General features: G+C 65.9%; 18 protein-coding genes. 7 read left to right on the top strand and 11 right to left on the bottom strand.

Features of this window, described 5'->3' with window-relative positions:
- From GGD67_RS15725 to GGD67_RS15675, 11 genes are all read right to left on the bottom strand, one after another.
- The gene (locus GGD67_RS15725; protein ID WP_092256476.1) at nucleotides 1-1,578 is read right to left on the bottom strand and encodes a Do family serine endopeptidase; all 1,578 of its coding nucleotides are present in this window, start codon (nucleotides 1,576-1,578) and stop codon (nucleotides 1-3) included.
- 221 nt (nucleotides 1,579-1,799) lie between these two features.
- The gene (locus GGD67_RS15720) at nucleotides 1,800-3,143 is read right to left on the bottom strand and encodes a methyl-accepting chemotaxis protein (protein ID WP_179734113.1); all 1,344 of its coding nucleotides are present in this window, start codon (nucleotides 3,141-3,143) and stop codon (nucleotides 1,800-1,802) included.
- A 104-nt stretch (nucleotides 3,144-3,247) separates the two neighbouring features.
- A complete protein-coding gene (locus tag GGD67_RS15715; protein ID WP_018315828.1) occupies nucleotides 3,248-3,730 on the bottom strand; it encodes a cytochrome c-type biogenesis protein in 483 nt (160 codons plus the stop codon).
- A gap of 4 nt (nucleotides 3,731-3,734) precedes the next feature.
- Complete coding sequence (locus GGD67_RS15710; protein ID WP_179734111.1) at nucleotides 3,735-5,717, bottom strand: heme lyase CcmF/NrfE family subunit; 1,983 nt, start codon at nucleotides 5,715-5,717, stop codon at nucleotides 3,735-3,737.
- The gene (gene ccmE / locus GGD67_RS15705) at nucleotides 5,714-6,241 is read right to left on the bottom strand and encodes a cytochrome c maturation protein CcmE (RefSeq protein WP_179734444.1); all 528 of its coding nucleotides are present in this window, start codon (nucleotides 6,239-6,241) and stop codon (nucleotides 5,714-5,716) included. Before ccmE ends, GGD67_RS15710 begins: the two co-directional genes overlap by 4 nt.
- Nucleotides 6,242-6,278: 37 nt before the next feature.
- Entirely contained in the window at nucleotides 6,279-7,388 is a 1,110-nt protein-coding gene (ccmI, locus tag GGD67_RS15700) for a c-type cytochrome biogenesis protein CcmI (RefSeq protein WP_179734109.1), read from the bottom strand.
- Nucleotides 7,389-7,519: 131 nt separating this feature from the next.
- Nucleotides 7,520-7,789 carry a hypothetical protein gene (locus GGD67_RS15695; RefSeq protein ID WP_028143006.1) on the bottom strand — a complete coding sequence of 90 codons (270 nt, stop codon included), beginning with the start codon at nucleotides 7,787-7,789 and terminating at the stop codon, nucleotides 7,520-7,522.
- Between the two features lie 100 nt (nucleotides 7,790-7,889).
- The gene (locus GGD67_RS15690) at nucleotides 7,890-9,290 is read right to left on the bottom strand and encodes a hypothetical protein (RefSeq protein ID WP_179734108.1); all 1,401 of its coding nucleotides are present in this window, start codon (nucleotides 9,288-9,290) and stop codon (nucleotides 7,890-7,892) included.
- 160 nt (nucleotides 9,291-9,450) lie between these two features.
- Nucleotides 9,451-10,827: a sensor histidine kinase gene (locus tag GGD67_RS15685; RefSeq protein ID WP_018315822.1), complete on the bottom strand. Its 1,377-nt coding sequence runs from the start codon at nucleotides 10,825-10,827 to the stop codon at nucleotides 9,451-9,453.
- Nucleotides 10,828-10,921: 94 nt separating this feature from the next.
- The gene (locus GGD67_RS15680; RefSeq protein ID WP_018315821.1) at nucleotides 10,922-11,587 is read right to left on the bottom strand and encodes a response regulator transcription factor; all 666 of its coding nucleotides are present in this window, start codon (nucleotides 11,585-11,587) and stop codon (nucleotides 10,922-10,924) included.
- A gap of 223 nt (nucleotides 11,588-11,810) precedes the next feature.
- Nucleotides 11,811-11,966 carry a hypothetical protein gene (locus GGD67_RS15675; protein WP_018315820.1) on the bottom strand — a complete coding sequence of 52 codons (156 nt, stop codon included), beginning with the start codon at nucleotides 11,964-11,966 and terminating at the stop codon, nucleotides 11,811-11,813.
- Between the two features lie 236 nt (nucleotides 11,967-12,202).
- Between GGD67_RS15675 and GGD67_RS15670 the strand changes: the two genes are divergently transcribed.
- The 7 genes from GGD67_RS15670 to GGD67_RS15640 all read left to right on the top strand — a co-directional run bounded on the left by GGD67_RS15670 (nucleotide 12,203) and on the right by GGD67_RS15640 (nucleotide 22,071).
- Nucleotides 12,203-13,186 carry a Ku protein gene (locus GGD67_RS15670; protein WP_179734106.1) on the top strand — a complete coding sequence of 328 codons (984 nt, stop codon included), beginning with the start codon at nucleotides 12,203-12,205 and terminating at the stop codon, nucleotides 13,184-13,186.
- A 60-nt stretch (nucleotides 13,187-13,246) separates the two neighbouring features.
- Nucleotides 13,247-13,483, top strand: coding sequence for a hypothetical protein (locus GGD67_RS15665; RefSeq protein WP_018315818.1), 237 nt, complete (start codon nucleotides 13,247-13,249; stop codon nucleotides 13,481-13,483).
- A gap of 289 nt (nucleotides 13,484-13,772) precedes the next feature.
- Nucleotides 13,773-13,937, top strand: a complete 165-nt coding sequence (locus tag GGD67_RS15660) for a Flp family type IVb pilin (RefSeq protein ID WP_018315817.1) — start codon at nucleotides 13,773-13,775, stop codon at nucleotides 13,935-13,937.
- Between the two features lie 215 nt (nucleotides 13,938-14,152).
- The gene (locus tag GGD67_RS15655; protein ID WP_179734104.1) at nucleotides 14,153-15,694 is read left to right on the top strand and encodes a thymidine phosphorylase family protein; all 1,542 of its coding nucleotides are present in this window, start codon (nucleotides 14,153-14,155) and stop codon (nucleotides 15,692-15,694) included.
- The gene (locus GGD67_RS15650; RefSeq protein WP_179734102.1) at nucleotides 15,691-16,611 is read left to right on the top strand and encodes a ribose-phosphate pyrophosphokinase; all 921 of its coding nucleotides are present in this window, start codon (nucleotides 15,691-15,693) and stop codon (nucleotides 16,609-16,611) included. The genes GGD67_RS15655 and GGD67_RS15650 overlap by 4 nt, the downstream gene beginning before the upstream one ends.
- Entirely contained in the window at nucleotides 16,608-18,203 is a 1,596-nt protein-coding gene (locus tag GGD67_RS15645; RefSeq protein ID WP_179734101.1) for an MBL fold metallo-hydrolase, read from the top strand. The genes GGD67_RS15650 and GGD67_RS15645 overlap by 4 nt, the downstream gene beginning before the upstream one ends.
- 1,114 nt (nucleotides 18,204-19,317) lie before the next feature.
- Nucleotides 19,318-22,071 (top strand): calcium-binding protein, encoded by a 2,754-nt coding sequence (locus GGD67_RS15640; RefSeq protein ID WP_179734099.1) that lies wholly within the window; start codon nucleotides 19,318-19,320, stop codon nucleotides 22,069-22,071.
- Nucleotides 22,072-22,105: the final 34 nt, after the last annotated feature.

Below are 22,105 nucleotides of genomic sequence, written 5' to 3'. Positions count from 1 at the left end.
TCAGCCCTTGGCGAGGGGCACCGCGACGAAGCGCGACTGGCCGCCGCTCTTCACGCGCATCAGGACGCTGTTCTTGTTGTCGGTCCGCGCCATGTTGATGGCATCGCGAACTTCGCCGGCGGTGGCCACGCTCTTGCCGCCGACTTCGAGAATCACGTCGCCTTCCTTGAAGCCGCGCTCGGCCGCGGCGCTCTTCGGATCGACTTCGGTGACCACGACGCCTTCCTTGCCGGCGCCGGCCACCGAATTGGCGGGCGCAACGGTCATGCCGAGCTTGGGCACGTCGGTGCCCTTGCTCGCACCCTTGCCGCTGTCATTGTCGTTATCGGCCTTGGCCTCGACCGTGTTCGGCAATTGGCCGAGCGTCATGTTCACGACCTTGTCCTGGCCCTTGTGCAGCACGTTGAGCTTCACGGTCGCACCGGGTGCCATGCCGCCGATGGTGCGGGCAAGCTCGCGGGCGTCCTTGACCGACTCGCCATTGACCGCCGTGATCACGTCGCCGGACTCGATGCCGGCCTTCGCGGCCGGACCGTTCGCTTGCGGCTCCGCCACCAGCGCGCCTTCGGCCTTCTTCATGCCGAGGCTCTCGGCGATGTCGGAGGTGACAGGCTGAATCTGCACGCCGATCCAGCCGCGGCTGACCGAGCCCTTGTCCTTGAGCTGGGCGACCACGCTCTTCACGGTGCTCGCGGGAATCGAGAACGCGATGCCGACGCTGCCGCCCGAGGGCGAGTAGATGGCGGTGTTGACGCCCATCACTTCGCCGTTGGTGTCGAAAGCGGGACCGCCGGAATTGCCCTTGTTCACGGGCGCGTCGATCTGGATGAAATCGTCGTACGGACCGTTGCCGATGTCGCGGCCGCTCGCCGAGACGATGCCCGCGGTCACGGTGCCGCCGAGGCCGAACGGATTGCCGACCGCGAGCACCCAGTCGCCGATCCGCGGCTTGGCGTCGGCGAGCTTGGCGAACGGGAAGTTCGAGCTGCCCTCGACCTTGATCAAAGCGAGGTCGGTGCGCTGGTCGGTGCCGATCACCTTGGCGGTGTAGGTCTTGCCGTCATCGGTGGTGACCTCGACCTTGTCGGCGCCGTCGACCACGTGGTTGTTGGTCACGGCAAAGCCGTCAGCCGAGATGAAGAAGCCCGAGCCCTGACCCTGCACGACGCGGCCACGGCCGCCCTTCAGGCCCGGGAAACCATCCGGACCGCCGAAGCGGCGGAAGAAGCGCTCCATCGGCGAGCCCGGCTGGAACGGCGAGGAGGAATCATCGCCGTCGTCGTTGCTCGCGGTCTTCTCCTTGATGTTGACCTTCACCGAGATCACCGACGGCTTCACACGCTCGACGATGTCGGCGAAACCGACCGGGCGTTCGACCTTGCGGACCTCGTTGTTGACCTGCGCATGCGCCGGGGTCGAGAACAGGTCGGCCGGCGAGGTCGAGGGGCTGAAGCCATAGACGGCCGCGCCGAGACCGGCGACGACCGAGGCCATCAGCGCGAACTTGCGCGCGGAAAACACCGACCGGCGCGGCTGCCGGTAGGACGGAAGGTTCGAGAGGTCGGGACGGTCGGTCATGCGGAGATCTCCAGGGCCTTGAAATCCATTTGGTGCCCGATGGCGGCACCTTACGGTCCTGAAGATGGGGGCTCCCGCCTTACCGTGCGCTGGCGGCGGGGTTAAACTTTTGTAATGAAGGGCCAGGTCCGATGCGGCAGTTCAGCGCAGACCGAAAATTGTGGCCTCACAGGAACTTAACCGAGTTCCCGTGATGGCGTCGCAAGCGCGTTTTGGCGCGCTCAGCTTGCCCTGACGCTGACGATGAACTCGTCGACCTCGCGCTTCAGGGTCGCGGCCTGCTGCGACAGGTCGAGCGCGGAATCCCGCGCCTCGGCGGCCATGCGGCCGGTCTGTGCGGAGGTCGAGGTGATCTGAACGATATGGTTGGAGACGTCGAGGGTTCCGTGCGCGGCGTTCTGGGCGCTGCGCGTGATCTCCTGCGTGGCGTTGCGCTGCTGGGCGGTATCGACCTCGATGCCGGACATGATGGACGAGATCTCCGACAGCGTCTTGGAAATGCCGTCGATCGCGCCGCGCGTCTCCGCGGTGATGCCCTGAATGCTGGCGACATGAGAGGTGATCTCCTCCGTCGCCTTGCTGGTCTGGTGCGCCAGATTCTTCACCTCGGAGGCGACCACCGCAAACCCCTTGCCGGCCTCCCCTGCCCGCGCCGCCTCGATGGTGGCGTTCAGCGCCAGCAGATTAGTCTGCGATGCGATCGCCTGCACGAGCTGCACGACCTCGCCGATCTTGTCGGCGGCATCCGACAGCGTGTGGATGGTGTCGCGGCTCTTCTCCGCCTGGGACGCTGCGCCCTCGGCGCGCTGGGTCGCGTCGGTGACGCGGCGGCTGATCGTGCCGATCGAGTTCGTCATCTCCTCGGCAGAACCTGCGACCGTCTGCACGCTGGCGCTGGCCTGGCTCGCCGCGCTCGCGACTGCATTGGCCTTGGTGCTGGTGTCGTTGGCGGTCCGCGACAGCGTCTCGGCGTTGCTCTTCAGATGCACGGCCGATGAGGCCACGCTGTCGACGACGCTGGCGACGAGATCGTTGAAGCGCTTGATCCGGTCGTCCAGGAATTTCGATCGCTCGGCCTGGTGCTGGGCTTCGCGCAGCTGCTGCTCGGTGAGATGGCGCCGCTCGAGCCCGTTGGTCTTGAAGACCTCCAGCGCACCGGCGAGCAAGCCGATCTCGTTGGTGCGGCCAAGCCCCGGAACCGATGTCTGGAATTTCTGGTCGGCGACCTCGCGCATGGCGTGCACGATCGCGGCCAGTGGACTGAGGATGCCGTTGCGCACGGCGAACCAGGTGGTGAAGCAGATCGCGACGGCGACGACGGCGATCACGCCGCAGGCCATCAGGAAATAGGAGAACGCAGTCTGCGCCTGCTGGTAGATCTGCATGGCGTGGTCGCGCGCGGGGCCGCTCAGCGTGGCGAAGTCCGCCGACAGGCTGGTGATCTCGTTGTTGAGATAGAGCACCGCGATGAAGCCGGTGCCGCCGCCGATGCCCAGCAGAAACAATAATGCAGCGACGACGGCGCCGACCAGGAAGCGGATCGTCAGATTGCTGTTCGCGAACATGGGGGACCCAAAGGCTGGAATCGAATCTTGCGACAAGCTTCCAGACAAAGGTCAACAGAGCATGAAACAAGCTGCGCCAAGCGGCTTAAGTATCATTACGTAGCCTAGGACGACTTCGCATCATCGGACATCAACGCGGCGAGCCGCGCCTGTTCGTCCGCAGTCAGCGGCGGAGCAGGTACGTCTGCACCACTGCGCGCACGACGCCGGATTTGCAGCCAAAGCGCCACGCCGCCGCCGATCAGCAGCAGCGGCCCGAGCAGCCACAGCAGCAGGGTCTGACGTTCGAAGCGTGGTTTCAGCAGCACGAACTCGCCATAGCGCGCGACCAGGAAGTCGAGCACCTGCGAGTTGCTGTCGCCGGCGCCGATGCGCTCGCGCACCAGGAGCCGCAGGTCGCGCGCCAGCGGCGCATCGGAATCATCGATCGACTGGTTCTGGCAGACCATGCAGCGCAGCTCGCGCGACAGCTCCCGCGCGCGGGCTTCCTTGGCGGGATCCGGCATGATCTCGTCGGGCTGCACGGCGTGGGCCGCCGGCAAGGCCAGCAGCATCAGCAGGACGAACGCGGCCATCATCCGGCGCATCGGATCACTCCGCCGGCTGGAGGCGCTGCTTGGCCCGCGCCGGCTTCGGCGCGCCGACCCGCAGGCGCCGGTCGGACAGCGACAGCACGCCACCGAACGCCATCAGCACCGGCCCCCACCAGATCAGCAGCACCAGCGGCTTGTGATAGATCCGCACGGCGATGGCGCCCTCGGCATTGGCCTCGCCGAGCGAAATGTAGAGCTGGCTCGCGCCGCGCGTCAGTAGCGCGGCCTCGGTGGTCGAGGAGCCGCGGGTGGTGAAGCTGCGCTTGGAGGGCGTCATGACGCTGAGCGGCTTGCCATCGAGGCTGACGTTGAACTCGGCGATCATCTCGCGGTAATTCGGGCCCTGACGCTGCAGCAATCCGTCGAGCTTCACGTCGAAGCCGGCGATGTGGGCGACGTCGTTCTGCTTCATGGTCGCGATATATTCGCTATTCCAGGTGGTTTCGCACACGATCCCGATCAGTGCGACGCCGAGGCCGGCATGCGCGAACGCCGTGCCCCAGGCCGAGCGCGGCATGCCGCGCGCCCGGTGCAGCACCGTTGCGAACGGCAGCCGCACGAAGCCGGTCCGTTCGACGATGTCGGTGACCGCGCCGCCGATGACGAAGATGCCAAGCCCGATCGCGAGCGGCGCCAGCGTGCTGCCCCCGCTGGCCCAGCCCCAGGCGATGGCGACGGCGACGAGCCCGGCAACGCCCGCAGCTAACAGGCGCTGCGTCACGCCGAGCAGATCGCCGCGCTTCCACGCCAGCATCGGCCCGAACGGCACGGCAAGCAGCAAGAGGGTAAACAGCGGCGCGAAGGTGAGATTGTAGAAGGGCGCACCGACCGACATCTTGAAGTCGGCGAGCATTTCCATCGCGAGTGGATAGAGCGTGCCGAACAGCACGACCGCGCAGGCGACCGTGAGCAGCAAATTGTTCAGCACCAGCGCACCCTCGCGCGAGATCGGCGCGAACAGGCCGCCCTGCTTCAACGACGTGGCGCGGCCCGCGAACAGGGCCAGGCTGCCGCCGATGAACAGGCAGAGGATCAGCAGGATGAACACGCCACGGGTGGGATCGGTGGCGAAGGCGTGCACCGAGGTGATGACGCCTGAGCGCACCAGGAAGGTGCCGAGCAGTGACAGCGAGAAGGTCAGGATCGAGAGCAGGATGGTCCAGACCTTCAGCGCGTTGCGCTTCTCCATCACCAGGGCCGAATGCAGCAGCGCGGTACCGGAGAGCCACGGCATCAACGAGGCATTCTCGACCGGATCCCAGAACCACCAGCCGCCCCAGCCGAGCTCGTAATAGGCCCAGTACGAGCCCATGGCGATGCCAAGCGTCAGAAATATCCAGGCGACCAGCGTCCACGGACGCACCCAGCGCGCCCAGGCCGCATCGATCCGGCCCTCCATCAGCGCCGCGATCGCGAAGGAGAACGAGATCGAAAAGCCGACATAACCGAGATAGAGCATCGGCGGATGCACGGCGAGCCCAATGTCCTGGAGCACCGGATTGAGATCGCGGCCCTCGACCGGCGGGGTGGCGATGCGCAGGAACGGGTTCGATGTCACGAGGATGAAGAGGTAGAAGGCGCTGGCGACCCACGCCTGCACGGCGAGCACGTGCGCGCGCAGCGACAGCGGCAGATTGTTGCCGAACGCTGCGACCAGCCCGCCGAACAGCGCGAGGATCGACACCCACAACAGCATCGAGCCTTCATGGTTTCCCCAGACGCCGGTGATCTTGTAGAGCAGCGGCTTCATCGAGTGGGAGTTCTCGTAGACGTTCGCGACGGAGAAGTCCGAGTTCACGTGCAGCATCACGAGAGCAACGAACGAGGCACCGACGAACAGCAGCTGCGCCAGCGCCGTGGAGCGCGCCACATTCATCAGCGCGGCATCGTTCAGGCGCGCGCCGATCAGGGGCACGATCGACTGGATCAGTGCGAGCCCAAGTGCCAGCACCAGCGCGTAATGTCCGGATTCTGCGATCACCGCATTGCTCCCTGCGGATTGCCCTGCGCGGTCGTCGCCGCGGGCTTGCCCGCGTCAGACGTCTTGCCGCTGTCAGACGGCTTGCCGCCGTAATCGTCCTTCCAGTGCCCCTGCTTCTTCAGGGCGTCGGCGACGTCCTTGGGCATGTAGGTCTCGTCGTGCTTGGCAAGCACCGTATCGGCCTTGAACACGCCATGGGCGTCGAGCGCGCCTTCAGCGACGACGCCCTGCCCCTCGCGGAACAGGTCGGGCAGGATGCCCTTGTAGGCCACCGGCAGCTTGGCATTGCCGTCGGCAACCTCGAAGGTCACCGTGAGATTGTCGCCGCGCTGGAGCGAGCCGGGCTGCACCAGTCCACCGAGGCGAAACCGCTTGCCTGGCTCGACGTGCTTCTCGGCGACCATGGTCGGCGTCGAGAAGAACACGATGGAGTCGCGAAGTGCATTGAGCACCAGCGCGGCCGCGAGCGCGAGCACGGCGAGCGAGCCGCCGATGATGGTCATACGTCGCTGCTTGCGCGTCATGGCGTATCCGTTCTCCGCTTCGCTCGTTCCGACATCGTCATCCACCGAGCCCGAGAGTCCTGAGGCCTTCGTTGAGCTGGCGCAGCCGCTCGGCGTCGCTGGCAACCGCCTGCCGGGCATCGGCCGATGCCCCCATGGCCTTGTCCCGCTCGCCCATCACGAGATAGGCGCGCACCAGGCGCAACCATCCATCGACGTCGTCGCCGTTCTGCTTCAACCGGGTGGCCAGACGATCGACCATGCCGCGCACCATCGCGTTGCGATCGCCTTCGGCCATATCCTTGGACGCAGCAATCGTCTCGTCCGACAGAGCCGGCATCGTCCCGCCACCGACCCGCGCCAGCGAGGACTGCACCAGGGCACGCCATGGCGCATCCGCGGGCGCTTTCACGAGCAGCGCGCGCCAGATCGTGGCTGCATCGCCCTTGCGACCATCCTGCTCGGCAGCAAGGCCCAGGAAGTAGTTCGCCTTGGGATCGTCCGCGTTCAGGGCCTGCGCACGCTCGAACTCCGCCTTGGCCTCGACGGTCACCACACCGCCGGCGGCAGCCGAGATCGCTTCGCCGAGATCGGACCGGCGCTCCGCGCTCTCGCCATTATAGGTGAGCGAGTTGCGATAGGCACGCACCGCATCGTCGAAACGGCCGAGCCGCTCGAGCACCGGCGCGAGCACATTCCAGCCGCGCCCGTCGGTCGGATTCTTCTCCAGATGCTGCTGGACCTGCACGACGAGATTCTCGAGCGACTGCGCCACGCCGGACCCGGATCCGCGCTCGCGCTGCGCCAGGGGAAAGTCCTGAAGCCGGGGCGAGCCGAGTGGCATATAAATGCCGATCGCAACGAGCGGCAGGCCCGCGAGCGCCAGCACGGCCGCCGCGCGGCGCCATTTGAGATTCGATTTCGGCGCCATGGCTGGCTCGCTGGCGGCCACAGCGAGCAGCCTGCGGCTGATCTCGACGCGCGCAGCCTCGGCGTCCGCCGCGGGAATCAAGTCTGCGGCGAGATCACGCTCGATCTCGGCCAATTGGTCCTTGTAAACCGCGACCTCGCTGCCCTGGTCTTGCGCGCGTCCATTGCGGCCAAGCGGCCAGAGCACGGCGAAAATCGCCGCGACCGTCATCAGCGCGAACACGAACCATAGCGTCATCTGGCAAGCTTCCGGCAGCGCACGAACCGCGCCCATAGGTGGCTTTACACCACGGCCGGACGATGCGGCAATTGACAATTGTCAATTTGGCGCGACCGCGCGCGGTCTCGAAACGGTGAAAATCCAACGGCTTAGCCGATCTCGAAGTCCGTACTTTGCGCGGCGTCCTCACCGTGGCCGTTGAAGGCCCTCAGGAAGTATGTTCCCGGCTTGACTGCGTCCGGCAATCTGATGCGCAGCGCTCCGACCGGAACCGGGGATGCAACCCTCGTGATTGTCTCGGAGAGTTGCCGACCGCTTGCCTTCTCGACCAGCACCACTTTGGCACCGACCATCAGTCTCTGATACTTGGCAACAATGATGCGGTTCTCGATTTCGATGGAGCTGATAACGGGTTTCATGCGCCCACAAATAGAAGTTCCCCGGACTTGCACGGGGACCGTACGGCGCACCACTGGCACCGTCAACCACAAATTGTGATCACGAAAATATGCGCTTAGGTTAGCTCGCGCGCGACGATTTGCGCTCGCCGGTCGCTGCGTTCTCCGCGGCCCGGCTCATCAACGAGGCGTAATCATCGCCAAACAGCACCTGGCAGAAGCGAATCGCGGCCTGCACCTGCTGCTGCCGATAGGTGCGCACCTTGTGATCGGCGGCGCGCAGCGACTGCACCAGCTGCTCGGTCGAACGTTCGACATATTGCTGGAGGTCGGAATAGGTGCGCAGCGTCACCTCGTTGATCGCAAGCTCGCTCGCATAATTGCGGCAGGTCGCGACGAAATCGATCAGCGCCGCCGTTTCCTCCACCTCGGTGCTGTCGATCCGCGCACCCGGCGGAATGTCTTTCTCGGGGCGCTGGCGCAGGATGCGGCGAACGCGGCCGGGAACGCTGTCGATCTCGGATTGCAGCGCATTGGAGATGTCGGCCCGGATCGAGGTCAGTTGCTTGCCCCAGGCGGAATCGTTGCGCAGGTCGAGCTCGGTGCGCAGGCCGCGCACGCCATCGTGCAACGCCTTGAGGTTGCCGGCAACATTGTCGAAATGGCCGCGCTTGATGTCCATGCGCAGGGTGGCGGCAACACAGGACAGGTCGTGCAGCGCGATCGTGACGGCAACGCCGTAAGGCGTCGCCGCGACGCGGATCTCGTCGTCGGACGCGGCAATCTTGATGGCGAGGCGGATGATCTGCCACGGCGCAGTCATCCGCTGCACCACGATCGACAGCGCGAAGGGCAGCATCTGCGGGGTCTGCAGCACCGGAATGTTGAGCGCCGACGTCACCGAGGCGATCTGGGGATCGCCGAAAGCGCGCAAGGTGCGCGGCAGCTTCTCGTTCAGGCCGGCGATGGCCTCCCGGACCTGAAGCACCGCTCCGATCGAATAGAGGTCCTCGATCACGTTGGGCGCGCCGACCCGGGCCAGCGCGCGCGACTTGTCGCCGCCGCCGGGACCGGTCAGCTCGAAAATGGCATCCGCAGCCACCCCCTGGAGCTTCTGCGCGAGGGCCTCGACCTGCCCCGCACTATCGGGGGGCATCCGCGCCAGCGCTGCCTCGAATTCGTTCACCTTGCCCGGTGCGCCGTCGCGGCCGAGCCATTGCCAGATCGGCTGGAGCGAGGTGCGGCGGATCTGGCCGACTCGCAGCGGGACGCCAGCCTCGATCAGGAACGGTTCCAACGCCTGGAACAGCAGCCGCGACAGATCGTCCGTGCGCGGCGGCGGAGCTTCATCGGCTTCGGACTTGCGGACGATCTTGCGCAACTGCTCGAGCACCAGGGTCGCGACAGCCGTGTCCTGGCCGCGCTCCAGCGCGCGCTCGAACTCCCGCATCAGCAGCGCCTGCGCCTGCGGCGGGAGCTGCGCGAGATATTCCCTCAGCCGCTCGATCGATGTCTGGCTCATGCGCCCGGGTAATGCACGGTAAAATGGCGGACATGGGATGGGTCCGGCGCGATCATAGGAGGCCCCCACTTAAGAAGCCGTTTAGGACGTCGGACCGAATCCCGCCAGTTTGCTGCGGCCGGGCATCGACGAGGACGAATAACCTCGTCGGAACAATGGATTACATGCCGGGAAGGACCAGTTCGGCGCGCAGGCCGCCGGTCGGCGCACCACCGAGCGAGAGGCTGCCGCCATAGAGCGCGGCGAGGTCGGTCACGATCGACAGCCCCAGACCCGAGCCGGGCTTGGACTCGTCGAGCCGCTGGCCGCGCCGGGAGACCTGCGCACGCTCGGCTTCCGACAGGCCGCGGCCGTCGTCATCGACGATGATCCGCAGCCGCGGGCCCACCCCCGCCTGGTGCGGCGGCTCCACGAGGACCTCGATGAAGACGCGCAAGGCCGCCCATTTGCAGGCATTGTCGACGAGATTGCCGACCATCTCCTCCAGATCCTGCCGCTCGCCGCGAAATTTTGCCGACGGATCGGCCTTGGCTTCGACCACGATGCCGCGGTCGCGATGGATCTTCTCCATGGTCCGCCGCAATGCCTCGATGGCCGGCGCCACTTCCGTCACGGTCGCGACCACCGAGACCCGCGCGGCGATGCGCGCACGCTCCAGGTGATGAGCGACCTGGTCGCGCATCACATCGGCCTGCTCCATCACCTTGGCCGCGAAGGGATCGGTGATGTGGGCGCCGGCCTCGTTGACGATGACCGAGAGCGGCGTCTTGATCGCGTGGGCGAGATTGCCGACATGGGTGCGCGCGCGCTCGACGATCTCCCGATTGGCATCGATCAGCGCGTTGGTCTCGCGCGCCAGCGGCGCGATCTCGACCGGGAATTCGCCCTCGAGCCGCTCCGCCCGCCCGGAACGGATGTCGGCGATCGATTCCGAGATGCGCTTGAGCGGTGCGAGGCCGAAGCGGACCTGGAACACGGTCGTCAGCAGCAGCACGATGCCGAGCGCGGTGAAGGTGCCGCCGAGATAATAGTCGAAGCTGCGCGTCTCGTCGAAAATCTCGGTGTCGTCGCCGGCGACGCTGACCAGAAACTTGCCGTCGGCGCCGAGATCGACGGGACGCTCGACCATGCGCAGATTCTGCCCCTCGGGCCCGTCGACATAGGCCAGCCGGATGCCGGCGGCGGTGAGCTCGGCGCCCTGCTCTTCCAGCTTCGGCAGCTTCTTGTCCCAGAGCGAGCGCGAGGAGCGCACCTCCGGTTTCTCGGTGTCGGTCCGCGTGATCTGCCAGTACCAGCCGGACAGCGGCAGCTCGAACAGCGGCTCGCCCAGCGACTGGAACTGGCGGTCGGGCGGCTCGTCGGGAGTTGCGACCTCGGCGATGAGGGTGCGGAGATAGAGATTGAGCCGGCGGTCGAAGGCGCGCTCGGTGGCGTTCTTGTAGACCGACGACAGCACCACGCCGGTGATGGCCAGGATCACCACGAGCCAGGCGGTCGCCGACAGGAACAGGCGGGTCGCAAGCGAACTAGCGGCCATCGGAAGGATCCCGGGAGGCGCAGGATGGCGGGGCGTCAGAGCTCATGACCGGACCAAGGCCCCTGCCGGGCTGCCCGTCAAGCCCCGGAACGCGTCAGGCGGCCGGCGGGGTCAGGAGATAGCCGAGGCCGCGGACGGTCTGGATGATGTCGACGTCGAGCTTCTTGCGGATGCGGCCGACGAACACCTCGATCGTATTGGAGTCGCGGTCGAAATCCTGATCGTAGAGGTGCTCGACCAGCTCGGTGCGCGAGACCACGCGCCCGGAATGGTGCATCAGGTAGGCCAGAAGCCGATATTCGTGCGAGGTCATCTTGACCGGGTTGCCTGACACGCTGACGCGGCCGGTCCTGGTGTCTAGCGTGACGGGACCGCAGCTCAGCTCGCTCTGCGCATGGCCGGTCGAGCGGCGCAGCAGCGCGCGGATGCGCGCCAGCACCTCCTCCAGATGGAACGGCTTTGCGACATAGTCGTCGGCGCCGGCATCGAAGCCCTGCACCTTGTCGCTCCAGCGGTCGCGTGCGGTGAGGATCAGGACCGGCATGGTGCGGCCGTTGCGGCGCCAGGCCTCCAGCACCGAGATGCCGTCCTTCTTCGGCAGGCCGATGTCGAGCACGACGGCATCATACGGCTCGTTGTCGCCGAGATAGTGCCCCTCCTCTCCGTCGAAGGCGCGATCGACGACATAGCCGGCGTCGGTCAACGCCTTGGTGAGCTGGCGATTGAGATCGGGGTCGTCCTCAACAACGAGCAGGCGCACGCTTCTCTCCAGACATAGGCCGCATCAACACCACACCAGATGAGCAATTCCGGCGTGAACTGAATATGAACGCGGGGAACCGGGCGCGTTACTTTTTGGTCATATACGATAGGTCAGCAGCCGATGCGACTGCGCCCGCCATGCGACCGGACGAGCCGGCAACATGGCGGGCGCAGTGTGCCGCGGCAGGTCGGAAGGTCCGCCCTTCCCGTGAATTCGGCCGTCAGGTCCGGAAGAACACGAACCAGATGACGGCGAGGATCAGGATCGCAAGCCCGGTCGAGATGGCGAGCAATGCGGCAACTGACGGCCCAGGTTCGCCCTGACGCGCCTCGGTTGGTGTTTCGACGATCTGACGCTGCTCTCGCGTGGTTGCCATGATGCCCTCAATCTCTGCGTGTCGCCTCCGATGACCGCGACCTCCTCGCAGCCGTGTATGCGGAGCCAACGCCCGATCCGATGTGATGTTCCGGCTTTTGCCACCCGATCGGGACAGCAACCCAACGCCCTACGGCCGGTTAACGCAGTTGCAAGATCAACGCCCGACCTTGCTATGATTCGCTGTTGCCCGATGGTATCCTCGTAAGTCTGTCCTTGTTGCGTTTGGAGTAGCCCATGGCCCCCCGCGCCAATTGGAAGGGTTTTCTGCGTTTGTCGCTCGTGACCTGTCCGGTCGCGCTCTATCCGGCCACTTCGGATACTGAGAAGGTCTCCTTCAACCAGATCAACCGCAAGACCGGCCACCGCATCAAGTACCTCAAGGTCGACGCCGAGACCGGCGACGAGGTGACCTCCGAGGACATCGTCAAGGGCTACAAGGTCGACACCGACACCTATATCGAGGTCACCAAGGACGAGCTCGACGACATCGCGCTCGATTCGACCCACACGATCGATATCGACGAGTTCGTGCCGAAGGCCGACATCGACAACCGCTATCTGATCCGCCCCTATTATCTCGTGCCCGACGGCAAGGTCGGCCATGACGCCTATGCGGTGATCCGCGAGACCATCCGAAGCATGGACAAGGTCGCGATCGGCCGCGTGGTGCTGACCAACCGCGAGCACATCATCGCACTCGAGCCGCTCGAGAGCGGGCTGATGGGCACGCTGCTGCGCTATCCCTACGAGGTCCGCAGCGAGACCGAATATTTCGACGACATCCAGGACGTGAAGCTGACCAGGGACATGCTCGACCTCGCCAAGCACATCGTCGAGAAGAAATCCGGCGCGTTCGAGCCTGAGCTGTTCGAGGACCATTACGAGACCGCGCTGATCGATCTCATCAACAAGAAGCGCAGCGGCGCCCCGATCACCGTCAAGGCCGCGCCGAAGAGCGGCGGCAACATCATCAACCTGATGGACGCGCTGAAGAAGAGCATCGCGAACGAGAAGGACGCCGCGCCTGCGGCGAAGGTCGCCAAGGAAGCAGCCAAAGCCAAGAAGCCCAAGAAGCGCGTCGCGGGCCAGCGCGAGATGCTGCTGCCGATCGCCGGCAAGGGCGGCAAGGACGCTGCTGCGAAGACGGTGACCAGGGAAACTTCCAAGAAGGCCGACAAGCCGGTGCGCGCGCCTGCTCGGGCGAAGAAGGCCAGCTAGCCGCATCCCCCCCCCGCGATTGCGCCGTGATGCCACCCCTCGCCGATCAGGCGGCCTGACATGCCCTGGTCGACGGCGTTCGACGATCCCGTTCGCGTGAGCAACAAGCGCCAGCTGCTGACGCTTCAGGAAGCGGCCGACTACATCATGCGGCTGCCCGAGGACGTCCAGCACGAGCCGCGCTGGCAGACCGCCATCGAGACCTTGATCAATGCGGCCGAGACGGGCGGCGGCTGGGTGATGTTCGCCCGCATCGCCATGTTGCGGGCGTTGAATGCGGACGACCGGCGCGGATGAGCGCCATGGTGTCCTTGCCGGCCCGTTGACGAACAGGCTCAACAATCGGTTAAGCGGCCGCACGATCGCGCCCTGACGGGCGCTGCGCCCGCGCAGCCCGGCGGAGCCCTGCCGGTATGAATCCATTTGGACGGATCGATAGAACCTTAATTTAATGAATGCCGTCGTATGAGCAGGAACGCGTTCGCCGGGGCTTAATTCTTTTGGCGCGCATAAATACTTATTCGATCCTTTTGCAAGTCCGATAACGACGCGACCATACGTTGGATCGGATGAACGGGAGTTGGCAATGCGTTTGCTTAGGTCCTTCCTTGCCGATGAGAATGGTGCAACCGCGATCGAGTACGGCCTCATTGCCGCAGGCATCGCGCTCGCGATCATAACGGCCGTGAACACCATGGGCGGCGCCCTCCTCAACAACAAGTTTGTCGCGATCAGCACGGGGATAAAGTAGCCCGATCCACGATTTGGCCGGCCAACATCGGCGATATCGCCACGGCATTCGGCTTCCCCTGTCATTTCCAGACCGACGCGCCTGCAGCAGCGCGCCTGCGTGACGGCCCGCAACAGCCCACCCATGTCCCTCGCGCGGGCCATGATCTGGGTCAACAGCATCAGAACGGCGATGTCTAAGCATGGAGGCCGTGTTTCCTCCCTGCCGGCCTGTTCATGCATCCAGACCTTCCGCACTCCCAACTGAAGATCCGCCGCGTCCGGCTCGATACCGGCCGCGAGAACGTGGTCGTCGTCTCCAGGCAGTCGAAGGCGCTGCGCGCCGAGATCTTCCGCGGCTTCAGCCGCGTCGAGCTGCGTCAGGGCAGCAAGGTCTTGCTCGCGACGTTGCTGATCACGGACGACGATACGCTGGTGGCCCCGGACGAGATCGGACTCTCTGAACCCGCGTTGCGGCGCTTCGCGCAAGGCGCCGGCACGCTGGTCACGGTCAGGCCCGCCGCGCCGCCGGAGAGCCTGGAAGCGGTGCGCGCGAAGATCCGCGGGCGAACCCTGAGCCAGGCCGAAATCGGCGCGATCATCAACGACCTCGCGCATTATCGCTACTCGGACATGGAGATCGCCGCCTTCCTGATCGGTTCGGCGAGCTTCATCACCAGCGACGAGCTGCTCGCCCTCACCGGGGAGATGGCGCAGGCCGGCACGCAGTTGGTGTGGCCGACGCCTGTCGTCGTCGACAAGCATTGCATCGGCGGCATTCCCGGCAATCGCACCTCGATGGTCGTGGTGCCGATCGTCGCCGCCCATGGCCTGCCGATCCCGAAGACTTCGTCGCGCGCCATCACTTCGCCTGCCGGCACCGCCGACACCATGGAGGTCCTGGCGCGGGTGAATGTCGGCGTCGAGGAGATGAAGGCGATCGTCTCGGCCTGCAACGGCTGCCTGATCTGGGGCGGGCACGTGAACCTGTCGCCGGCCGACGACGTCCTGATCTCGGTCGAGCGTCCGCTGTGCCTCGATACCCGCGAGCAGATGGTCGCCTCCATCATGTCCAAGAAGATCGCGGCAGGCTCGACGCATCTGTTGATCGACATTCCGGTCGGCCCGACCGCGAAGGTCACCAATGGCGTCGAGGCGATGAGGCTGCGCAAGCTGTTCGAATTCGTCGGCGACCGTTTCGGCCGCACGGTCGAGGTGATCACGACCGACGGGAGCCAGCCGATCGGCAACGGCATCGGGCCGGTGCTCGAGGCCAATGACGTCATGGCCGCGCTCGGCAACGACAAGGACGCGCCGCGCGACCTGCGCGAGAAATCGCTCCGGCTCGCCGCCCATCTGCTGGAATACGATCCGAAGCTGCGCGGCGGCGCCGGCTATGCGAGGGCGCGCGAACTGCTCGACAGCGGCGCGGCGCTGAAGCAGATGCAGAAGATCATCGACGCCCAGGGTCCGTCGACATGCAGCAGCGAGCTCGGATCGCTCAGCTTCGACGTCAAGGCGGCGCATGACGGCACCGTGTCCGCGATCGACTGCCTGCGTCTGAACCGCCTCGCCCGCACCGCCGGCGCGCCGCTCGACAAGGGCGCCGGCATCCGCCTGTTCAAGAAGATCGGCGATCGCGTCGAGCAGGGCGAGCCACTCTATCGCGTCTACACGTTCGACGGCCCTGAGCACGATCTGGCCGCCGATGCCGCCACTGAGGAGACCGGGTTCGTCGTCAATGGTCATGAGACCCCGCAAGGCAAGTCAGCGTCGTGAGCACGATCGCGCTCCAGACACTGCCCGGCGGCAGCGATGCGGCGAAGCACCTCGCGGCGCGGCTTGGGCTTTCCTGCGGCGAGATCGCCGTGCATCGTTTTCCGGACGGCGAGCTGCGCGTTGCCGTCGCGCCGGCGACCGACACCACAATCCTCCATGCCCCGCTAGACCAACCCAACGACAAGCTGATCGCCCTGCTCTTCGCCGCGGAGGCGCTGCGACGCAACGGTGCGAAGCGGCTGGTCCTGGTCGCGCCCTATCTCTGCTACATGCGGCAGGATGCTGCATTTCATGCGGGCGAGGCCATCAGCCAGCGTGCCATGGGCAGTCTGCTTGCAACGACCGTGGATCGCATCGTCACCGTGGATGCGCACCTGCACCGCACCCCCGACATCAGGTCCGTCTTTCCAGGCATCGAAGCGGAGAACCTATCCGCCATGCCAGCGATCGCGAACGCGCTGGCCACAAGCGGCATCGACCCCGCGACTATCGTGATCGGGCCCGACATGGAGTCCGAGCCCTGGGTGAGCGACATCGCGAGCCGGCTGCGACTGCAGCACACGGTGGCGCAAAAGACGCGGCACGGCGATCGTTCCGTGGCCATCAGCTTTGCCGATCCCGGCCTGCTCTCGGAACGGCCGGCGCTCCTGGTGGACGACATCGTCTCGTCCGGGACCACGCTGATGGCCGCGGCGAAGGCTCTGACGGCGATGGGCGCCACCTCCGTCGATGCGGTCATCACGCACGCGCTGTTTCCGCCTGCGATGATCGGTGCATTCACCGAAGCCGGCATCCGCTCGATCCGCTCGACCGACAGCGTGCCGCATCCGACCAACGCGATTGCGCTCGACGAGAGTCTCGCGGCCGCCTTGCGGTCCGAGCTGACCGCGATACATCTTCCGGAGACGACGCCATGAGCATCACCGTTCGATTTTGCGGCGCCGCCCGCACCGTGACCGGTTCGAGCTATCTGTTCCAGACCGCGACCGGCCGCTTCCTGGTCGATTGCGGCCTGTTCCAGGGCCAGAAGACGCTGAAGGAGCTCAACTACGGCGCCTTTCCGTTCCGCCCCGCCGATATCGATGCCGTGCTGCTCACGCACGCCCATATCGACCATAGCGGCCTGTTGCCGAAGCTCGTGCGCGCAGGATTCGACGGACCGATCCTGGCAACGCGCGGCACGATCGACCTCTGCTCCTACATGTTGCCAGACGCCGGCAGCATCCAGGAATCGGAAGTCACGCAGCTCAACCGTCGCAATGCCTCGCGCGGGCGCAAGGAGGTTCAGCCGATCTACACGCAGGCCGACGCCATCGCATCGCTGCAATCGTTTCGCGCCGTCGACTATGAACGCTGGACCGACGTGATCCCTGGCGTCCGTGCGCGCTACTGGAACGCCGGCCATCTGCTCGGCTCGGCCTCGATCGAGCTCGAAATCGCCGAACGGGGCGCGCCACGTCCGCTGCGCGTGCTGCTGTCCGGCGATGTCGGGCCGGAGGCCAAGCTGCTGCAGCCCGATCCCGAAGCGCCGGCCGATTTCGACTACGTCATTTCGGAAGCAACCTACGGCGACCGGCTGCGCGAGCCCACCACACCTGATCTCCGCCGCAAGCACCTCGCGGCCGAGGTGCGCGATGCCGCGACGGCCGGCGGCGCGCTGTTGATGCCTGCCTTCGCGGTCGAGCGCACCCAGGAGCTGATCGTCGACCTCGTCGACCTGATGGAGCACGGCGAGATTCCGACCGCACCGATCTTCCTCGACTCTCCGCTTGCGATCCGCGCCACCGAAGTGTTCCGCCGCCATGCCGAGAGCCTCGACCCATCCGTCGACGCTGCGCGCCTGCTCAACTCGCCGCATCTCAAATTCACCGAGACCGCGGACGAGAGCAAGGCGATCATGCGCCTGTCCGGATTCCATATCATCATCGCCGCGAGCGGCATGTGCGACGCCGGCCGCATTCGCCATCATCTGAAGCGCTGGCTGTGGAACGAGCGCGCGACCGTGCTGCTCGCCGGCTTCCAGGCCAACGGCACGCTCGGCCGCTTTCTCCAGAACGGAGCCAAGGCCGTGCGGATCCAGGGCGAGGAGATCAAGGTCGCGGCCCGCATCCGCATGATCGACGAATATTCGGGCCATGCCGACGGCGCCGGCATCGCCAGCTGGATCGCGGCGCGCCGGCCCATCGCCCGCGGGCTGTTCCTGGTCCATGGCGAGGAAGGCGCGATCGCGGGCCTCGCCGAACGCGTCGCCGAGCGCATCGTTCCGGCGGCCAGGGTCTACCAGCCGATGCTCGACGATATCTACGAGCTCGCCGCTGCCGAACCGCGCGTGCTCGACGTCGATCACCGCCGGCGGCTCGCACCGGAGGCCGTGACCCGTCTCGACTGGCACAACGAGATGTCGGAGCTCATGCTCGACATCAACGACAGGGTTGGGGCAGCCGCCGACGACCGCGCCCGCGGCGTCATCATCCGAAGGCTGCGCCGCGCGCTGGAGGAGAAGGCGTAGCGGGAGGCTGAATGACGTTTGACCGCAAAGCGTCGCAGACTCGTCGTTGCGGAGTGCGGAAGCGAGCGTGCGGCCATAGTGCGTCTGTCTCGTGTCCCGGACGCGCTGCAGCGTTCTTACGCTGCCGCGCAGAGCCGGGACCCAGAAGCTACACGTTCCGCTGGTGCATGGGCCCCGGCTCTGCAGCGCACCACGCCGCAAAGACGCGGCGCGTTGCGCTGCGTCCGGGGCACGAGACCGATTTTTTTGCGATAGACGATAGACATGGCTGCTCATCCTCGCGGCTGGTTTCGCCCGAGCTTTGCTGTCTTCTTCCGCCCCCGTCAAAAGCAAGGGCGCAGGGAAGGCCGGGCGCCGGCTGGCACCCGAAGTCCCGCGTGTGCTAAAGAAGCGCGCACGGGGTGGACGACAGGTGACGCCGGGACATCCCGGCCTTCCCTGCGCGGATGGTTTTCACGGTGTCCTTCGTGCTCTCCCCGGGGAGCGATGCACTATTGCCCCCGTCGCCTTGCGGGAATGATCGATGCGCGCCGGTTGGCGCGACATCTCCGCAGGACTTGACGCACAGACCCCGGGCGTCAGGACCACACGACTTCTCCGTCCGCGCACATCTTCGCTGGGTTCTCCACGGCTGGCGTGCGCTCGCCATCGAGACTGGACAGAGACGCTGTCAGCGCCGTGTCGTATCGCGCCTGTCGCCGCTCACGGGTTTCCCCGCCCTGCAACCAACATGACGCGCCGACGCCGTCGCGGCCACCGCATCCCGGCCCGCGTCCCGTGACGATCGCGAAACGCCCCTTGTGGCGGGCGGAATGTTTCGGCTTGTACGGGAAAACGGAATTTCTGTAAATACGAATATTTTGACGCGAGGGGGTGGACCCACCGCTGGTGTGTTTTGCCCGTCGGGCAACACAACGAATGGTGGTTGGGGTGGTCGAGCGCCCCGAAACCCGCGCTCCTTCCGAAAATCAAGCTGTTCTCAAGAAAAACAGGAGGCCCTCGGAAGAGCTTCGTCAAGCCGGAACCGGCATCCCGGCCTACAGATGAGATCGTCTGCCGTTCGCCTCGGCAATACCGCCGCACGGCCCATTTCGATCACGCAAAGCGAGTGCACATGGCTGTCACAGCAAATTTTTCTGCCGGAATCCTCAGCGTCGTTGGCAACGGCCACAACAACACGGTCTTGTTGGGCCGCAACGCAGCCGGGACGATCGTTGTCAACCATGGCACGGTCGCAATCAAGGGTGGCCCCGCGACGGTCGCCAACACCAAATTGATCCAGGCCTTCGGCCTCGACGGCAACGACATCATCACGATAGACGAGAGCAACGACGCGATGCCTGCGGCGAACCTGTTCGGCGGCGCGGGCAACGATACGCTGACCGGCGGATCCGCTGGCGACATGCTGTTCGGCCAGTCCGGTCACGACACGCTGTTCGGCAAGGGCGGCAACGATTTGCTGTTCGGCGGCTCCGGCAATGACGTGCTGATCGGCGGCGACGGTAACGACCAGATGTTCGGCGAAGCGGGCAACGACCGCATGATCTGGAACCCCGGCGACGACAGCGACCTGATGGAAGGCGGCGAAGGCACCGACACCGCCGAGGTGAACGGCGGCAACGGCGGCGAGACCTTCGCCATCACGGCCAACGGCACACGCGTGCGCTTCGACCGGGTCGATGTGGCCCCGTTCTCGCTGGACATCGGCACCACCGAGAACCTCGTGCTCAAGGCCGGCGGCGGCGACGACGTCGTCACCGCAACTGGCAATCTCGCCGCACTGATCAATCTGACGATCGACGGCGGGGCCGGCAACGACACGATCCTCGGCGGCAACGGCGCGGACCGCCTGCTGGGCGGCGATGGCAACGACTTCATCGACGGCAATCAAGGCAACGACACCGCCCTGCTCGGCGCCGGCAACGATACCTTCCAGTGGGATCCCGGCGACGGCAGCGACAAGGTCGAAGGACAGGCAGGCACCGACACCCTGTTGTTCAACGGCTCGAACATCGGTGAGGAGATCACCCTGTCCGCTGCCCATGACGGACGCACGCTGCTGACCCGCAATGTCGGCAACATCACGATGGACCTCGACGGCATCGAAACCGTCACCATCAACGCGCAGGGCGGCAGCGACAACATCGTCGTCAGCGACCTGACGAGAACCGACGTCAGGCAGGTCAATATCGATCTCGGATCAGGCGGCACCGGAGACGGGGCGGCCGATACCGTGACGCTCGAAGGCGCCCGCAGCGCCGATACCATCGAGGTGTCCGGCTCCGGCAATTCGGTTGCGATCACGGGATTGCCGGCCGATGTCGCCATCACCAGTGCGGAAGGCGCGAACGATGCGCTTCTCATCCAAGGCCTCGGCGGCAACGACACGATCTCGGCGGCGGCATTGGTCGCAGGGATCGTGCACCTGACGATCGATGGCGGCGCCGGCAACGATACGATCCTCGGCAGCGCCGGCAACGACACGCTGATCGGCGGCGACGGCAATGATTTCATCGACGGCAACCAGGGTAACGACGTCGCCCTGCTGGGCGCCGGCAACGATATCGTCCAGTGGAATCCGGGCGACGGCAGCGACACCGTCGAGGGCGGCACCGGCGTCGACGCGCTGCGGTTCTTCGGCGCCAACATTGCCGAGAACATCGCCATTGCCGCCAACGGCGATCGCGCGCTGCTGACGCGCGATGTCGCAAACATCACGATGGACCTGCACGGGGTCGAGCAGGTTGATATCCACGCGCTGGGCGGGAGCGATCATGTCACGGTCGGTGATCTGATCGGCACCGACGTGACGCGGGTGAACATCGACCTCGGCGGTTCGGCCGGAACGCCCGACGGCGCCGTCGATACCGTCGCGGTCGATGCGACCCAGGGGGCCGATACGTTCGGCGTCAGCGGCAATGCCGCCGGCGTCACGGTGTTCGGCCTGCACGCGGCCAGCCACCTGACCGCAATGGACGCAACCGATCAGCTGACGCTCAATGGCCTTGCCGGCGACGACACCATCGACGCCGGCGGGCTCGCCGCCGGCGTGCTGCAGCTGACGATCAACGGCGGCATCGGTAACGACACCATCATTGGCAGCCAGGGCGACGACCTGATCAACGGCGGCGACGGCAACGATGTCGCGCTGATGGGCGCGGGCAATGACACCTTCGTCTGGAATCCGGGCGACGACAACGACACGATCGAGGGCCAGGCCGGCAGCGACACCCTGCTGTTCAACGGCGCCAACATCGCGGAAACCATCAACATCTTCGCGAGCGGCTCCCGCGCCGAGCTGACGCGCGACGTCGCCTCAATCACGATGGACACGGGCGGCGTCGAGACGATCGCGTTCAATGCCCGCGGCGGCGCCGACAAGATCATTGTCGGCGACATGAGCGGCACCGACGTGACGCAGGTGAAGATCGACCTTGGCGGCGTCCCCGGCACTCCCGGCGGCGACGGCGCGGCCGACAACATCGTGATCAACGGCACCACCGGCGACGACGTCATCACGCTGTCGCTCAACAGCAACGGCGCGCTGGTGATCGACGGCCTGGCAAGCCAAATGGTGATCGAGAATTTCGACTTCAACGACACCATCACCATCAACGGCCTCAGCGGCGACGACGTGATCGAGGCGTCGGGCGTCGGCCCCGGCGGGCCGCATCTGGTCTTCGACGGCGGTGGCGGCGACGACGTGCTCATCGGCAGCGCCGGCAACGACACGCTGCTCGGCGGGGTCGGCGACGATGTGCTGATCGGCGGCGGCGGCCTCGACGTGCTGGATGGCGGTCCCGGCGACAATGTCGTGATTCAATCGCTGCTCGCCCAAGCAAGCTTCCATGCGGGCACGCTGATCTGAGCCGACGAGGCGCGCTTCGCCCGGCGCCGGCAGG

The organism is Bradyrhizobium sp. IAR9 (genome assembly GCF_013408065.1).
In the GTDB taxonomy this organism is placed as follows: Bacteria; Pseudomonadota; Alphaproteobacteria; order Rhizobiales; family Xanthobacteraceae; genus Bradyrhizobium.
Note: the sequence above shows the minus strand (reverse complement) of the source record. Positions and strands in the feature narration are given on the sequence as shown.

Coding starts and splice junctions, on each gene's coding strand:
- GGD67_RS15725 (WP_092256476.1), bottom strand. CDS start 1,578: ATGACCGACCGTCCCGACCTCTCGAACCTTCCGTCCTACCGGCAGCCG.
- GGD67_RS15720 (WP_179734113.1), bottom strand. CDS start 3,143: ATGTTCGCGAACAGCAATCTGACGATCCGCTTCCTGGTCGGCGCCGTC.
- GGD67_RS15715 (WP_018315828.1), bottom strand. CDS start 3,730: ATGCGCCGGATGATGGCCGCGTTCGTCCTGCTGATGCTGCTGGCCTTG.
- ccmE (WP_179734444.1), bottom strand. CDS start 6,241: ATGACGCGCAAGCAGCGACGTATGACCATCATCGGCGGCTCGCTCGCC.
- ccmI (WP_179734109.1), bottom strand. CDS start 7,388: ATGACGCTATGGTTCGTGTTCGCGCTGATGACGGTCGCGGCGATTTTC.
- GGD67_RS15695 (WP_028143006.1), bottom strand. CDS start 7,789: ATGAAACCCGTTATCAGCTCCATCGAAATCGAGAACCGCATCATTGTT.
- GGD67_RS15690 (WP_179734108.1), bottom strand. CDS start 9,290: ATGAGCCAGACATCGATCGAGCGGCTGAGGGAATATCTCGCGCAGCTC.
- GGD67_RS15685 (WP_018315822.1), bottom strand. CDS start 10,827: ATGGCCGCTAGTTCGCTTGCGACCCGCCTGTTCCTGTCGGCGACCGCC.
- GGD67_RS15675 (WP_018315820.1), bottom strand. CDS start 11,966: ATGGCAACCACGCGAGAGCAGCGTCAGATCGTCGAAACACCAACCGAG.
- GGD67_RS15670 (WP_179734106.1), top strand. CDS start 12,203: ATGGCCCCCCGCGCCAATTGGAAGGGTTTTCTGCGTTTGTCGCTCGTG.
- GGD67_RS15665 (WP_018315818.1), top strand. CDS start 13,247: ATGCCCTGGTCGACGGCGTTCGACGATCCCGTTCGCGTGAGCAACAAG.
- GGD67_RS15660 (WP_018315817.1), top strand. CDS start 13,773: ATGCGTTTGCTTAGGTCCTTCCTTGCCGATGAGAATGGTGCAACCGCG.
- GGD67_RS15655 (WP_179734104.1), top strand. CDS start 14,153: ATGCATCCAGACCTTCCGCACTCCCAACTGAAGATCCGCCGCGTCCGG.
- GGD67_RS15645 (WP_179734101.1), top strand. CDS start 16,608: ATGAGCATCACCGTTCGATTTTGCGGCGCCGCCCGCACCGTGACCGGT.
- GGD67_RS15640 (WP_179734099.1), top strand. CDS start 19,318: ATGGCTGTCACAGCAAATTTTTCTGCCGGAATCCTCAGCGTCGTTGGC.